The sequence below is a fragment of the Brevibacillus sp. FSL K6-0770 genome, from assembly GCF_038000275.1.
In the GTDB taxonomy this organism is placed as follows: Bacteria; Bacillota; Bacilli; order Brevibacillales; family Brevibacillaceae; genus Brevibacillus; species Brevibacillus parabrevis.
On the sequence record NZ_JBBOBQ010000001.1, the window covers coordinates 1,391,762 to 1,406,909 of the forward strand.

The following is a 15,148-nucleotide window of genomic DNA, read 5'->3' on the forward strand; positions in this document are numbered from 1 at the left end:
AAAAGACAAATGAGGAAGAGACAGTGAGTACACCTGTAAGCAAACCAATAGGTGTGAGTACTGAAAAATTAGGTAGCATAATATCTAATGAGAATGTAAATAAGCAAAATATTGAAAAGGAGGAAGAGGGCTCTCACAGTGCCTTCCTTGCGACTGATCAAAGTAAACAGCAGGATAACACAAAGAATGGTAGATATAATAAGGGAAACAAAAAAAGGGGGAGTAATCAACATAACAAAAAACAACTTTCTAGTGGGAATGAAAATTTACCCAAAGGATATCTATTAGAATATCGAATGAAGAGGCTTCTATTTTACATGGGATACTTTCCGAAAGTTGGAATAGATATCCGTACTACTTATGATGATTCGTCAGACAAAATTACCGACTTAGATGTTTATGGTATATATGTCCATCGTAACTTTGCACGTAAGACCATATGGGTAGATTGTAAATCAGGTTCCGTTCAGATACATGATAGGATTACATGGATAAAAGGGATAATGGGAGAAGTAGCAGTAAACGATATGATTTTTGTAGTAAATGGTGCTCGTACATCAGTAAAGCAATATGCGAGAAAAGCAGGTATTCAACTACTAGATTTAAGGATACTTGATAAACTTGAGGCGGATTATAATATCAATGAGAATGATTGGAGGGGATCCTGGAATCCAGACACACAACATAATAAAATTAACCAATTAGCTAAGTTCAGTATTCCAACAAATGATTTATATAAAAGAATTGCAAAATATATTTCATCTGATTACTGGGCAATTGATGATAATTACTCTAAAGTGAAGAAAACACTTTCGGGAATTAGAGATTTGTCACTATTTAATAATGAGAGTTTTAATGCGGAGCAGAATAAAGTCATACAGTGGGCAATCTTTGAACTAACTAATTTGTTTTTATTAGCCGTACTTGATATAGCAAAAGAGCTATATTATTTTAATGATAGCGAAAAACGCGAAACGATTTTAGAAGGGCTGAGTTCAGGAGATATCCCTAATAGAAAACGGAAAGAAATATTTGATTCTGCATTTAGGGTAGCGTATAGTATGGTTAAAACTCAAATTCCTGACTTCAAATTGCCATCGACTATGCCTTCATTTAACATTACACCACCCAGCTATTCCGATGCTTTTGTGGATTTGATCTATAGGATAACAAATAATCCAATGAATTTTTATGATTTATTACGATTTTTAGATTTTACTCTTATGGAGTATGATCATCAATCCAAAAGTATTAATGAGAATGAATTGCGGACTCTCTTCAAAAATTATGATGAATTACTCGTCGGTGCTAAGACTTTAGTTCACTTTATTTGTCAGGTTACTAATGTTCCGCGTTCATTTTTTCAATTAATTTAAAATGTACTCAGAAAAAACCTCTTACTTGAAATTTGAATTAGAGGTTTTTCTCTTTTATATAAGTAAATTAATTATAAAAATCAGAGCCCTACTGGCTCAAGGGTTTTAAGCATAGAAAAGGTGCCCCCTTCAAATCTTGATAAAGTTGTAAGAACACATCATTGACATATGGAGGTCAAAAATTTGAAAACAGCTGCTCAACACAATTATTAAACAGAACTTGAATTATGTTACGGTGGTCACAGTTTTGGTCACACTTTTGCATTATTGACCTTCTCGGAAACTCCGAACGGAGAACCATAAAATCAAATAAAGACTTGCCACATAAGGTTTTCCTACACAAATTCCTTTACATTCAAAAGCCTCTCCCCACACTGGCAGTGTAGAGGTCAGCGGTTCGATCCCGCTATGCTCCACCATATGAAACACAGGAAAACGGCAGAGATGCCGTTTTTTTATTATAGTGAGGTTGCCTACTTACACAGCACAGTGTAGTGAATCAAGTGTTTATTGGGGAAAGTAGAGAATTCTTGAATGATGTATCAACTTTCACCACGGAAGAATGCTACACTGGGGAGTGAAGAGATCAGAGCTTCGCCCCCCGCTATGTTCCATTATATATAAGAATGTAGAACCCTTGAGAAATCATGGGTTTTTTGCTGTTTATGGAAGACGGAGTCCCACTCAAAATTTCACTTACCCACAAATAAAGACAATATATTGACTTAACTTCCCTTCCTTGATATGCTCCCATTAGACTATATATTGTCTAATGGGAGAGGTGCTTATGGATATTTTCAAAGAGTTATTTTTAATGCAGCAGACCTATGCCACCCTGTTTTCGCTTGCAAATAAGATTCAGATAACAGGCGATCAATACCTAAAGAGTCTGACATCCAGACAGTACATGGCGATGTTGGCAATTGCTCATCTGCAGGAAGAAGATACAACACTCAACAACATCGGAAAAAAACTTGGCACCAGCAAACAAAATGTGAAACAAATCATCTCGATATTGGAAAAGAAAGGATACGTACACATTACGCCCAGCCGAAAGGACAAGCGCGCTGTCAATGTCCAAATCACGGAATCGGGAAAACAGGTGTTATTGGAAGCGGCCGAAAGAGGAATCTATTTTTTTACGGATCTTTTTAGAGAATTTACGGCAAAGGAACTGGAACAAACATGGGGCTTGTTGAAGAAAATGTACCGATTTGACGGTGAAGATCAGGACGGTTTTGAAGAGGAAGGCTACTTGGAACACGTTGAAAATCAAAATGAAATACAAGCAAGAGTGTTGATGGAATTCGAAAAACGAAGAAAACAAACAAAGAAGGCGGATGCAAAAGATGAAGAATAAATCGGAGAGGACGATTTGTCTTGAGGAATATGTAACCATAAATGGCATCAGTCAATTTTTGTATCACATGGGAACAAACAATGAGAATCCCGTTATGCTGTTTTTGCACGGAGGACCCGGATCGGTCGAATCCTTATTCACGAAGAAATTTCAGGAAAAATGGGAGGAAATTTATACTGTTGTGCATTGGGATCAGCGCGGGGCTGGGAAAACATTGACGAAGAATCCAGATAAGTTGCCTACAATTGAATTGCTGCTACAGGATTTGTATGAAATCATTCAGTACCTGAAAAAGAAATATGACAAGCAAAAGATCGTAATTCTTGGCCATTCATGGGGCAGTGTTTTAGGATCGATATTTATCAGAAAACATCCCGAAGAGGCAGCTTATTTCATAGGCGTCGGGCAAGTTGTCAATATGCTGGAGAATGAGCAAGTTGGCTACAACAAACTTCTCGAAATGATTGAGCTATCCGGTGACCAAAAATCCAAAAAAATGCTTCAGTCAATCGGTGAATATCCAGGTAATAAGATCGTTTTTGACAAAGAGTTTTTGAAAAAGTGCGAAAAGGTCAGGAAGCTTCAAGGAAAATATAACTTGGGCATAAAATTTGATCTTTCGGTTTGGATAACGATGTTCAAGAGCCCCATTTTCAGATTTTCGGATATTGTCGCGTTTATGAAGATTTTTCGTGCAAATGCACATCTTCACAGGTTTCTGGGAGATTTCAACTTACGCAATGAAAAGGCAGAGTATAAAGTACCAATCTATTATGTTTTGGGCGGGAATGACTGGCAGGCCCCATATGTCATAGCCCAGAAATACTTTGAAGAAATAGAAGCTCCGAATAAAGGTATATATATTATTCCCAATGCCGGACATATGACGATGATGGATCAACCTGATCTGTTCTTTGATGCATTGCTAGAAATAAACAAGAAAGAATAACTGTGGCAATAACACCATTAGTCGGTGTGGGTAGTGAAACTGACCACTACGGGAGAGGGCTACACTGGCGGCGATGAGGTCAGGGGTTCGATCCCGCTACGCTCCACCATATGAAACGTAAGAAAAACGGCAGAGGTGCCGTTTTTTGTTGTGAGATTCAAACATTATATGAGCATATCTTATTGACTAAAAATAGCATAGTTTCCTAAAGACCCCCCATTTTATGGAAAGGGAAAAAGCGCAAGGATAAATATTTCCAAAAAAGAGATCGCCCATTTACAAACCGACGGTCGGTATTTTATAATTGGCATAGAGACACCAAATGCCCCGCATAAAGATACAAACTAGCCTGGTTAGCCGTACTTATTCCGTTGCAGCTCAGAATGATTCGCTACAGCTTCCACCACATCAAAAGCGGCAAAATCTCCAAGGAGTATCGTGAGACTTCCCGCTCTTGGGCAGTTTTCGGCATCGCCATTACGGCGACCGCCCATCGTGATGGTTGATGGTATACCTCTTGGCAGTGACAGGCTTCTATAAAAGGCTGGGGACAACAGCGAATAGAACAAGGGTCTGACCCTCGTCACGTTCCTTAATAAGCAGATTCCTAAAGGGAGAGATGAAAATGGTGCCTTTTTACGTGCTTGTCGGAGCTTTTCTGCTGTTCAAGATTCTCGGGTTAATCGGCTTGTCTTATTTCGAAGGGTGGCATTCCTCGCTTCAGGGAGCGGTAGCTGTTATGCTGCTGCTTACCGCTTCTGCCCACTGGGGGGCAAAACGTCCTGACCTAATCCGCATGGTTCCGCCGATTTTTCCGAAGCCAGGTTGGATCGTGACAGCTACCGGGCTGCTGGAAATTGCCGGAGCCATCGGCATTCTGTTCCCAGCCACCTCTCAGGCGGCTTCCATAGGTTTGGCAGTGCTGCTGGTGGCGATGTTCCCAGCCAATGTGCGTGCGGCCAGGGAATCCTTAACGATTGGGGGGAGACCTGTACCTAAGCTACTTCTTCGTACAGTGCTTCAGTTCGTCTTTTTAGCAGCAGTCCTGTTGGCGGGGTAAACTTGTGGCTTGCATAACTTTCTCACTATAGTAAAACGATGTTCCAGGTGCCTCGTTCATTATGTGTCGTTTAGTTTGTTTCGGATTTATGGGGAGTGAAACAAACTATTGTGGGAGAGCGCATCGCTGGCAATGTAGAGGTCAGTGGTTTAATCCGGCTATGTTCCATCATATAACAACACTTAAAACCCTTGAGGAATCAAGGGTTTTGATTATTACAAGACTTTGATTACGAATGATACAGCAGCAATCGATTATTGAGGCTGTTTACGGATTGTTGACGTAATTAGCTAATTTTCTGGTTTAGATCGCGGAATGCACATGCTGTACATCTATTCATTTCTTTGATTGAAGTGAGTAGTGCTGGACAATATGCGAGCATACTTTTAGTATACTGGGTTCAGCCGGTTCACCAAAAAAGTTACAATCTGAGTAGTTTTTATCTGGTTTATCCGTAAGGGACCAAAAGAGGGTAATATATGACTTTTCAAATAGGTGTCATGGCTATCTAAAGTAGTGAGAGACATTTTTTCTCCCCTTTTTTACAAAAGAGCTAAAAGTCATTTTCACTGTAGCAATATATTCGCCTGTGCCCACTTCAATAACAAACTTCGCTAACCTCTTATCCGCTCCACGCTTGCCATTACTTCTTCAGTTTTGGTCTTTTATTCGTTTGCAATCGCAGCACTCATAGGGCTCACCACTTATTCAGAACGTTCGCTCCTTCTGTGTTCTTACTCCTTTATTAATCATGTGTTGCGTTATTTGAAACAAAAAGCCAATAGTCTCGTATTACTAATTGTAATTTTTTATCAAATAGACTAAATGGAGGTTATTTTTTGAATCAGGAAAACATTGATAATCCAACTGTAGAAGCATTTAGGGTATTAGTTTTCTTCAAAAGCGCTCAAGAACATAGAGATGTAGAGCAAATGATTGAGCATTCCATAGATATTAGATACCAGGATGATGATGCACGGAGAAGAGATTATCCCTCTCTCTTGAGTCAAGACTCTACTTCAATGGCCAGCATTGGAAAAATGATAGAAATTGATAATAATCTCGTCATGGCTCAAGTTAAATTTCAAAAAGACGGAAATTGTCGTTACTTAACAGTGCCAATCTATAGAAAAGATGGCCAATGGAAAGTGATAATGGGCGCAAGTGTATAAAATACATATTCAATTTTTTCACGCGCACCTTGCGCGTTTCTTTATTATTACTGATCTGTTATTGCAGTTTCTTCACTGCCTCCATACCGACATTGCAATCGTGTCGCTCTTTCAATTTGTTGCATACAGATGACCATCCTTTCTAGTTAAAAGCAAAGATCGGCAATGCGCTTGATTTTTCTCTAATTGGGATAATCAGGGAGGAGTTTGTAATAATGAGTCGAAATTTTGGGATAAGGGCATGATTCTTATGAACTATGTCAAAAGTTTGATTTCACTTTAATTGAAGCTTGCATTGAATTTTGTGGTCGCCACACGAAGCCTTATTGAGAGAATGCCAGCATTCATGCCATCCAATCAGATCAGCACATCACTTTACAAACAATGATCAGAAAACTGGGAGGGACATAAAGAATGGACAAGGAGACGAAGCAGAAGGAAGAACGAATCAAAGCAGAAAAAAATACAGTTCGTGCCATCATTGACAACTATAAAGGATTGGCTGGTTCACTTGCGCAGCAGTTGACCTTGAAGACGCCGAATCATCATGTGACGACAGGAAGTCATCGTGAAGAAGTATGGAAGAGCTTGTTTGTGCAAATGGTGCCTCGCAAGTTTCATATCGAGCAAGGCGTGTTCATCATTGACTCCGAGGGGCACATTTCGGATGAGGTGGATTTGGCTATTTTTGATGAGAACTACACCCCATATATTTTCAAGTTTGGCAAAATCAAATTCATTCCGATTGAAGCGGTTGCAGTAGCTGTGCAATGCAAAAGCTCGAATATTAATGGCGCAGAGGATTGGGCGAAATCTATAAAGCGGTTGTTGCCAGCTTTTGATTCAGTCACGCGAGTCTTACCCGGCTTGAATCACAATAATTTGGAATCGGCAAAAATGCTACTAGAAAAGGAGAAAAAACAACAATCTCAAACTGCCACTCGCCCAATATTAATTTTGTGTTCTTTGGTGGAAAAAGGAAATCCGGCCGATCCACACAAGGCGGGTACCATACAGCATGGAAACGCAAAAGACTTCGACATCATCCTGAACGTTGATGAAAACAACCAGTTGAGCCAAGTCATACCCAATGAGAATTGGGATTACAGGGAGTGGTACAAGGAACTGAATCATTATGATCTGAAGCGATATAAGGAGTGCGACGATTATGAAAAGGTAGCCATGGGCGGCTCCTCTCTCGGCAAAACATTAAAAGAACTGGAGATCGATAAGGAGGGCGAAAACGTCATTTTGTCGCTCACCTTCCAATTGAACCAACTGCTGATGCTCATTAACAACCCGATGTTTTTCCCGCACCAATCTTATGTCAATATGTTCCGGGAGCATTTAATTAACACGGATCGTGTAGGTAAGGAGCAAACGGGAGCAAAATCAGGAGGCACTAAATGATACTTGCCAACTACGATGTGAGCGGCATACAGGAATACATTTTTCAGTCGAGGCGCATGAAGGAAAATATCGGCGCATCCCGGATTGTTGGAGATGTACTCAAAGTGCATCTGCCAGACATTTTGAAGCAACAGTATCCTGACGATGCGGGGCAGCGGGTGATTTGCAACTGGAGTGAGCAGCCGTTTTCTCTCCTGGCGAATCAGGCTGTCATGATCGAGGTCATTTACGTTGGCGGAGGCAATGCTTTCGTCGCTTTTCGGGATGTAGACGACTTTCACGCGGTCAACGAACAGTTGGCAAAACGCTTGCTGGAACGCAGCCGTACGCTTTATTTGGCGGTGGCGGCCATTGAATCGAATGGGCAAAGCTTTATCGAAGACAAGCAAAGGCTGGAACGGCGCATGGCCAAAGTGAAGGCACAAATGCTGCGGCCCCAACCTCCCGGAGCTTTTCCCGTATCGGAACAGGAAAACCAAAGCGGACTGCCGATTACCGATTTCAGTGAGGGTGTACAACAAAATGTTTCCAGACTGCAATGGCTGAAGCTGGCGGCAATTCCAAAGGAAAACGCACAGGAGATTGTTCCTTTCCCATCCAATGTGTTCGGCTATAAAAACTGGACGCTTGAACTAGACCATATGATCCAGGGGCGAGACACGGATAGCTTCATCGCCATCATACATATCGACGGAAACGGGATGGGAATGCAACTGAAACAAAAGGAAAACGAGATTAAGGAGAAAAAGCTCTCTTATTCTGATGAGGTACAGGCAATGCGGAGGCTGTCCGAGCAAATCTCCAGCGGCTATTCCAAAGTGTTTGAGCAGGCGACGATCAGCCTGATGGAAGCTCAGCATTCGGAATCCGGTTCCCCTAAATCACTTTACTTGCCTATGCGGCCGCTCATTATGGATGGAGACGACCTGACCATCGTGTGTCTTGGCGCCTGGGGAGTTCCGTTTGCAGCTCGCATGTTGGAGGAGTTGGAAAAGGCATCCCGTGATGTGCCAAGCGATGGTATCTCGTTGTCAGCTTGTGCCGGTGTTGCGCTTATGCATAGCCATTTTCCATTCAATTTGGGTTATGAAGTTGCGGAAGCCTGCTGCAAGAGGGCGAAGCGGAAGCGGACAGACGAGGGTGGAAGCCATGCCTATCTGGATTTTGAAATGGTAAGAGACAGCATTCCGCAAAATTCAAATCGTGAACAATTGCAGGCAGGTCCGTATCGCATTTCTTTTGGGGCGGAAAACTTGCTTGCGCAGATGGCATCGAGTTGTAAGCAACGTTTGGACGACTTTTCCATATTGGCAAAATGTATAGCCAGGATTACCGAGAGCAAGTGGCCGAACTGGAGGTTGGAAAAGCTGTATTCCGCTTTGTTGGGCAATTCAGAGCAACTGCGGTTTTACTTGCAGGAATGCAGGTCGCGCGGCTACGAGGTGGATATGCTTTTGCCTGTTGATGAAGTCGGCTGTTTGGATAACAAACAACAGGATATTCCAATCGATGTGCGCAAGCTGTTGCTCGACGCACTGGACTTGTACCAGATGTTTGACCAGAAGGTGTGGACCTGCGGCAAGGGGGGCGCCGAATGAAAAGTGGATGGCTGGATATTGAACTGAGAAGCGAATTGACAACGGGGACGGGAGATACATTGAATGGGCTTGTTGATATCGACATTGCCCATGTACACGGACTCCCTGTCATTCCGGCGAAGCGGCTGAAGGGTGCGCTGCTCGAAGTAGGCAAAGAGATGGTGGACTGGGGCCTGCTGAAAGCAAGAGATTTATATGCGGTATTTGGCAAGGCCGGGCTTGACGTCAGCTCGCCGCTGCAAATTCATGATGCCCATTTGTATCAAATCCCGGACGGCTCGTCGACACAAGTGGTTGAACATGTTCCCGAATTGCTGCGCCAGCTTCGGGAGAGCGAGTGGCAGGAGCAGGAGGTACTGGAGGCGTTTACAGATTTGCATACCCGTACTGCGATTGATGAACAGGATGGTTCAGCGAAGGAAGGGAATTTGCGTACCGTGAGAGCGGTAAACAAAGGAATTGTATTGCGCAGCTACGTCGAATTAGACGAAGAGGTCAACTCCGAGGTGCTGGAGAATACGCTGCAAATGTGCGTCAAGGGGCTGCGTCACCTTGGATTGGCAAGTACGCGTGGCAGCGGCGAGGTTCGCTGTAAATTAACAAAGTTTTCCTATCCTAAAGAAGAACTCGTTCAATCAGGTACTGCTGTCATGAAGGAGCTAGGCGATGGCAGGGTAGAGCTGCCCTTTCACCTTGAACTGGAGCAGCCGCTTGTCATTGCAGGACGCAAAGGGCTTGCGGACAGGAGCGAGGAATGGATTCCGGGCAGTACGCTGCTCGGTGTCTTCGCTGAGTTGTACATCCGCGAGTATCAATGCGGTCAGCAGGCACATGAAGATGAGCGCTTTTCACGAATATTTCTCAGAGGCGGGGTTAGCTTCGGCTATGCCCTGCCATTGGTTGGCAGTCGGGTATTTGCGCCCAGTGCCGCCATGTGGCAGCAGCAAAAGAATGCAAATGATGGCTTTGATCTGATGCGCGGCTCGGAGCCATCTGACACGGTCTTGCGAAATTTGGACGGAATGGTGCACATGGCGTTGCCAACGTCGCATACAGAACAGGCAAAACCGACCTTGTACAAGTATAAAGTTCGCAAACAAGTACGCATGCATCACGCTCGGGCGAGCAACCGAGCCATTGGACGAGCGCTTGGCGAGAAGCAGCCGGCAGATGCACAAAAGCAGGGAGTACCACTGCAACAAGATTCTGCAAACCGCGGGCAACTTTTTCAATATGAAGCGATAGAGGCTGGCCAGCGGTTCTATGGAGTGTTGCAAGGTAGACGCGAGGATGTCCAACTGCTGGTTGATTTGGCCGCAAAGTACCGGAACCGACTGAGAATGGGACGTTCACGTACAGCAGAATACGGCAATGTCCACTTCGTTCCTCGTCACGATTTTTGCCCGGTGCTGCTATCGGGCGAGCCAGCCCGAGAACCGTCTGCTTTCGTCGCGTTATCTTTTGTCACACCGATGTTGCTATTGGACGAGAGCGGCCGTCCTGACCCAGCCCCAAGGTGGCTGCAAAAGCAGATTACTGACAAGCTTGGTTGCGATGTTGAAGTGAAAGCGGCGCAGCTACGTTACACGACCTTATCCGGCTACAACGCCAAATGGAGGCTGCCGAAACCACAGAATGCAGCACTGGATGCTGGCACAACCCTAATTGTAAAACTGACGCCGCCGATCGCTGCCGAGAAACTGGAATCGATGTTTTGGGGATGGGATACAGGAGAGGGCAACGGACAGGTTCGGGCGATTCCTCTTGCTGAAGAGCAACTGCAGCAGGCACAATCGTTTACATTGTCTGCGGTGAAGCTGGAAGAATCACAACCTGTCGAAGAGGCGTCAGCCCACCCGCTACTGATCTGGCTTGCCAAACGCAGGCAGGACAAGCTGTGGATACTGGAACAACAGGCGGCGGGAGTCGAGTGCGCTGAGAGGACTGTGAGCAATTTCGCTGATGCTTTTAAAAGCGTGGGGCTTACCAAGATCCAGCAGATGAGGTTATGGGCGAAAACAACTAACGACAACCAGAGCAGCTATGAGACGCTGCAGAAACAAGTCGAGGAAATCGAGCAATCGCAGACGAACCAGGCTTGTATGAAACTGATCCAGCCTTGCGAAAACAAAAGCAGTGTGTTTATTCAATCGTATTTACGAGCGTTGGAGCTGAAAGCGAGGGGAAGAAAATGAGCAATCCAATTGTCAAACGTTATTGTCTGCTGCTGGAGGGCTGCCTGGCTTCCCCGTTGTTGGCAGGCTCAGGCAAAGATATCGTAACAGATTTCGATGTGATCGTGGATTCCGCTGGACGTCCTTATTTGCCTGGCAGCTCGCTGGCAGGGGCAAGTTTGCATTATTTAAAAACGTCTTTTCCCGATCAGACAGATGCCTTGACGAACTTGTTCGGATCAAGGGAAGGGTATCGCAGTCGACTGCATTGTTATCACACAGAGCTGTTTTCGCCAGACCGGGGGGAAAGGATTTTTTCTCGCAGGGATGGAGTGAAACTGGATGAATTTAAAACGGCCGAAGATCAGGCAAAGTATGAGCTGCAAATCGTGGAGAGCGGCAGTTCGTTCCGGATGAGGCTGGAGTGGATTTTGCGCGAAGACAGTGTGATACAGGAGGAGAAGGAGGAGGCGCTGTTGTGCATGCTGTTGGACGGCATCGCCCGGGGCGAGCTGACCTTCGGTGCCAAGAGCAGGCGAGGATTCGGGCGTCTGAAGCTGGAGCGTGTGTCAATCACTGCCTTTCAGCATTTGAAAGGCATGGAACGGGACAACCTGCGCTGGCTCGATTGGGACTGGCAGGAGAATGACTTCGACTACTCCATAGACTGGCAACCAGGCGAGAGTACGCTGCGGCAAACGGAAAACAGTTGTCTCCGTTCCTTGCGAGCGAACTCCAGATGGCATGAGCTTCGGATTCCGCTTGCTGTCAGACAGACCATGATGATTCGACAGTATAACACCTCTTCGTCCGGGAAAGTCGATTACGAGCAATTGACCGGAGGAGCGAAAAATCTTCCCGTTATTCCAGGTACGAGCTGGGCAGGAGCCATTCGGCGTCATCTGCTGCGAATCGTAGAGGAAATAAGTGCGGACCGGAATCTGGCGGCTTTCAAAATCAGTCAGTTATTCGGCTCTTGGACAGATGGGGCGCCAGAAAATCGAAATCGGCTGGAAGCGTCATTGTTGCGCATAGAAGAAACAGAAATCGTGGGGGGCACGGCGCTGCTGACCTCACGAACAGCAGTAGACCGCTTTACAGGTGGTGTCAAGAGTGGCGCATTGTTTACGACTAGACCATGGGTACATGGACATGTTGAGCTGGTCATTCGCTGGATGGACAAGAAAACAGAAGTGGACGCGCATGGGCTGGCCTTGTCACATGAGGTAATTTGTGGTTTGCTGCTGTGGATGGCGCGGGATTTGCAAGACGGTCTGTTGCCGATTGGCGGCGAAACAGCGATTGGGCGCGGTGTCATGGAAAAGGCAGGAGAAATTCAGCTGGACGGCAAGGCTATCGATCCCGGGTTCGAGTCCAGATGCAGCCGCCAAGCACTGATATGGTGCGATCCGCAACATCAGGAGGAGAATCAGGCATGAAACGGACAGTAGATGAAACTGTGTTTTTAAAACGCCAGGTACAAAGCGATGTCGATGAGCAGACCGTTATGAAGCTGGCGCGGGAAACAGTTGATTCATTCGCTGAAGCCTTCGCGTATGCGATGATGGATCATGCAGTTGCTTTCGGTTGGTACCGCGACGGCGAGATTACGTTGATCGTCGATGGTTTCCCAGTGGCGCTGGATTCGCTGCGTTATGTGCGGGAACTGCGGCTGTTTGACAAATCCGGCGAGTTCAAGGCTGTTCGCACAGGAGAAGCTTTTTGCTGCCGGGTGCTGCAGGAAGACGAGGACACAACCAGCAAGCCATACACGGTTTACGAAGAGACGCACAAGCTCTGGGGCTCGGTCGATACAAGCGGCAGAAACGGCAGAACGACTGTGCCAGAATGGTGTCTGCTTTCCTCGGAGCGAGGGACGCGTCTCTATGTGCCGGAACCAAAAGGACGGGCAAGGAGCAAGGGACTAATTGTGCGCAGCTATATCGAATTTTGCCGACAACACCCGGGTGTCGAAGCAACGGATATTGATTACTCCGGTTTGTATCGATTTATAGATGAACGCTTTGTCAAATTTGTCGATTGGGGCGAAAGGGGAGTGGAAAATCGTGAAAGGTTGGAAGGAAACTAAAAAACGATTCGTAAATCCGTACAACTTCGTTCCGCTGGATGGGAGATGCGAACGTCATCCTGCTGAATATTATCGGGAAGGGGAGCGGTTGACGGGCTATATCGAATGCTCGCTCACTACCTTGACACCGCTGATTATTCCCAATACATCGAATGACAAGGCGCTGCATACTTCCGGGACGCAAATTGAGCAGAGTTACAATTTTTATTCCTATACAAATCTCGAAGAAGTCGAAGATGAAGCTACCCTGAAAGACTTTCACGAACCGGTAATCCCTGGCTCCGAGCTGCGCGGAGTCATACGCAGTGTATATGAAGCGGCATTCAACGGTTGCCTTTCGACGGCGGATATTGGAAGAACGTTGTATCGGAGGACGATGAAGGTAAAGCAGGCTGGGATTCTGCGGAGGGAAGAAGGTCGGTGGACGATAGAGCCTTGCAGGAGATATCCTCTTTCTGTTGCACCTGAAGGAAGTGGTGGAGCCGATGATAAGTACATTGTGTCACGTGAGATCTATAATCAATGGAAGGAGGGAGAAACAGTCTCGGTTATAGTCGGAGGAACAAAGGTTAAAAGAGTTTTAGAGATAGAAAAAGGTCATTTTAAAAAAAATGATTTCAATCCAGGATATTTACATAAAGGAGAAGCGTTTGAATCCAAAAAATACGAGTCAGTTTTTGTGACCACCCCACATAAAACTAAAATTCTTGTACATGACGACGAAATCAACCGATTGAATGAGGTATTGACTCAGTATGCAGATGACAAGTTGAACCGGCATATCGGCCCAACAGGGCATACCGGATATGCTGAGTACCGAAAGATATTTGACAGGCTTCGGAAAAATGGCGGACAGGGTCAGTTGCTTGTTTATTACAGCACATACAAGCAGGGAGCAACTGAGCAGGCTATTTATTTGACACCGGCAATGATGTCCAAAGAAGTGTATCGCAAAACAATCGCTGATTTGTTGGATAAGAATGGAAAATATCAACCGTGTACAGATCGGAGCCATGTTTGTCCTGCTTGCGGTTTATTTGGGATGATAGGGGAAAAACCAAAATCTTCACTTGGCTCGCGTATTCGTTTTTCAGATGCTGAGTATGTGCCTAATGATTCCAATCAAACACGTGGAGGTATGTATAAGTCAATAGTCTTGCCAGAATTGGGAGAACCAAAGCCGGGGGCAGTCGAATTTTATACAATGCCCCCTGTAAAGAGGGATTTTGGTTACAAGAAATGGACGTATGAGGATGTCCTGGAATCTTCGAAAGAAATTCGGCTCTTGAAATCACATGAATCTCGACTGAGAGGGCGAAAGTTTTATTGGCATCATTCGCCTAAGCTGGGAGAAGAAAATAGCGATTCGAGTCAATCGGATGGAAACTTGGCGATGCAAAAAGAAGTTCGGGCAATCAATGAAGATAATACTTTTCGGTTTCGTCTCTATTTTGACCAAGTGACAATAAAGGAACTCGCACAGCTATATTGGTCGTTGGCATTAGGGAACAGCGACCAATACGCCCACAAAATCGGTCACGGCAAGCCACTTGGTTACGGGAGTGCGAAAATAAAACCGGAAAACGTATGGATTCGACGGATCGACTCTACTAACGGATTGAGGACGTTATCTCTTTTGGATTCCAATGAACTGGAGAAGCATACACCAAAATTATCGAGAGCTATGGAACAACTCCAACATTTGCTGAATTACAAGTCTCCACTCTCTAAGTTTGTTTCTTACCCGAGGGTGCGATCTGGAGAGGAAACAAGTACAATCAACGACAGTGCCTCTCATCAGTGGTTTAAGGCAAATGTGGTCAAAAATCAGTTTTCAAAGGTGCTTCCTACAGTTGAACAGGAAGTGGGAGTTAAGCAATTTGCCCATCTGTTTGAACTTGATAAGAAAGAGTAAGGTTCATAGTTCAACAACGTTCCGAAAAAGATCGCGTGCGTAACC

Annotated in this window: 12 protein-coding genes; 11 read left to right on the forward strand and 1 reads right to left on the reverse strand. The window is 45.2% G+C overall.

The window, feature by feature from the left end:
• Positions 1-23 precede the first annotated feature (23 nt).
• From NST23_RS06955 to NST23_RS06970, 4 genes are all read left to right on the forward strand, one after another.
• A complete protein-coding gene (locus tag NST23_RS06955) occupies positions 24-1,376 on the forward strand; it encodes a hypothetical protein (protein WP_340963400.1) in 1,353 nt (450 codons plus the stop codon).
• 787 nt (positions 1,377-2,163) lie between these two features.
• Complete coding sequence (locus tag NST23_RS06960) at positions 2,164-2,736, forward strand: MarR family winged helix-turn-helix transcriptional regulator (RefSeq protein ID WP_063229206.1); 573 nt, start codon at positions 2,164-2,166, stop codon at positions 2,734-2,736.
• A complete protein-coding gene (locus NST23_RS06965) occupies positions 2,726-3,685 on the forward strand; it encodes an alpha/beta fold hydrolase (protein WP_280648112.1) in 960 nt (319 codons plus the stop codon). Before NST23_RS06960 ends, NST23_RS06965 begins: the two co-directional genes overlap by 11 nt.
• A gap of 625 nt (positions 3,686-4,310) precedes the next feature.
• Complete coding sequence (locus NST23_RS06970) at positions 4,311-4,745, forward strand: DoxX family protein (protein WP_122962939.1); 435 nt, start codon at positions 4,311-4,313, stop codon at positions 4,743-4,745.
• A gap of 386 nt (positions 4,746-5,131) precedes the next feature.
• Here NST23_RS06970 and NST23_RS28410 read toward each other — a convergent pair whose 3' ends face one another.
• Positions 5,132-5,272: a hypothetical protein gene (locus NST23_RS28410; RefSeq protein ID WP_412679200.1), complete on the reverse strand. Its 141-nt coding sequence runs from the start codon at positions 5,270-5,272 to the stop codon at positions 5,132-5,134.
• Between the two features lie 312 nt (positions 5,273-5,584).
• Between NST23_RS28410 and NST23_RS06975 the strand changes: the two genes are divergently transcribed.
• From NST23_RS06975 to NST23_RS07005, 7 genes are all read left to right on the forward strand, one after another.
• Complete coding sequence (locus tag NST23_RS06975) at positions 5,585-5,917, forward strand: hypothetical protein (RefSeq protein WP_242772327.1); 333 nt, start codon at positions 5,585-5,587, stop codon at positions 5,915-5,917.
• A gap of 414 nt (positions 5,918-6,331) precedes the next feature.
• Complete coding sequence (locus NST23_RS06980) at positions 6,332-7,327, forward strand: DUF6602 domain-containing protein (protein WP_340963402.1); 996 nt, start codon at positions 6,332-6,334, stop codon at positions 7,325-7,327.
• Entirely contained in the window at positions 7,324-8,925 is a 1,602-nt protein-coding gene (locus NST23_RS06985) for a hypothetical protein (RefSeq protein ID WP_280648114.1), read from the forward strand. Before NST23_RS06980 ends, NST23_RS06985 begins: the two co-directional genes overlap by 4 nt.
• Positions 8,922-11,120, forward strand: a complete 2,199-nt coding sequence (locus tag NST23_RS06990) for an RAMP superfamily CRISPR-associated protein (protein ID WP_280648115.1) — start codon at positions 8,922-8,924, stop codon at positions 11,118-11,120. Before NST23_RS06985 ends, NST23_RS06990 begins: the two co-directional genes overlap by 4 nt.
• Positions 11,117-12,538, forward strand: coding sequence for an RAMP superfamily CRISPR-associated protein (locus NST23_RS06995; protein ID WP_280648116.1), 1,422 nt, complete (start codon positions 11,117-11,119; stop codon positions 12,536-12,538). Before NST23_RS06990 ends, NST23_RS06995 begins: the two co-directional genes overlap by 4 nt.
• A complete protein-coding gene (gene csx19 / locus NST23_RS07000) occupies positions 12,535-13,188 on the forward strand; it encodes a type III-D CRISPR-associated protein Csx19 (protein WP_340963404.1) in 654 nt (217 codons plus the stop codon). Before NST23_RS06995 ends, csx19 begins: the two co-directional genes overlap by 4 nt.
• Positions 13,166-15,103 (forward strand): TIGR03986 family type III CRISPR-associated RAMP protein, encoded by a 1,938-nt coding sequence (locus tag NST23_RS07005; protein ID WP_280648118.1) that lies wholly within the window; start codon positions 13,166-13,168, stop codon positions 15,101-15,103. Before csx19 ends, NST23_RS07005 begins: the two co-directional genes overlap by 23 nt.
• The last annotated feature ends 45 nt before the right edge of the window (positions 15,104-15,148 follow it).

What these genes read in the sequence shown, in the direction of transcription:
- NST23_RS06965 (WP_280648112.1), top strand. Translation starts at nt 2,726, where the DNA reads ATGAAGAATAAATCGGAGAGGACGATTTGTCTTGAGGAATATGTAACC.
- NST23_RS06990 (WP_280648115.1), top strand. Translation starts at nt 8,922, where the DNA reads ATGAAAAGTGGATGGCTGGATATTGAACTGAGAAGCGAATTGACAACG.
- NST23_RS06960 (WP_063229206.1), top strand. Translation starts at nt 2,164, where the DNA reads ATGGATATTTTCAAAGAGTTATTTTTAATGCAGCAGACCTATGCCACC.
- NST23_RS28410 (WP_412679200.1), bottom strand. Translation starts at nt 5,272, where the DNA reads ATGTCTCTCACTACTTTAGATAGCCATGACACCTATTTGAAAAGTCAT.
- NST23_RS06970 (WP_122962939.1), top strand. Translation starts at nt 4,311, where the DNA reads ATGGTGCCTTTTTACGTGCTTGTCGGAGCTTTTCTGCTGTTCAAGATT.
- NST23_RS06995 (WP_280648116.1), top strand. Translation starts at nt 11,117, where the DNA reads ATGAGCAATCCAATTGTCAAACGTTATTGTCTGCTGCTGGAGGGCTGC.
- NST23_RS06980 (WP_340963402.1), top strand. Translation starts at nt 6,332, where the DNA reads ATGGACAAGGAGACGAAGCAGAAGGAAGAACGAATCAAAGCAGAAAAA.
- NST23_RS06985 (WP_280648114.1), top strand. Translation starts at nt 7,324, where the DNA reads ATGATACTTGCCAACTACGATGTGAGCGGCATACAGGAATACATTTTT.
- csx19 (WP_340963404.1), top strand. Translation starts at nt 12,535, where the DNA reads ATGAAACGGACAGTAGATGAAACTGTGTTTTTAAAACGCCAGGTACAA.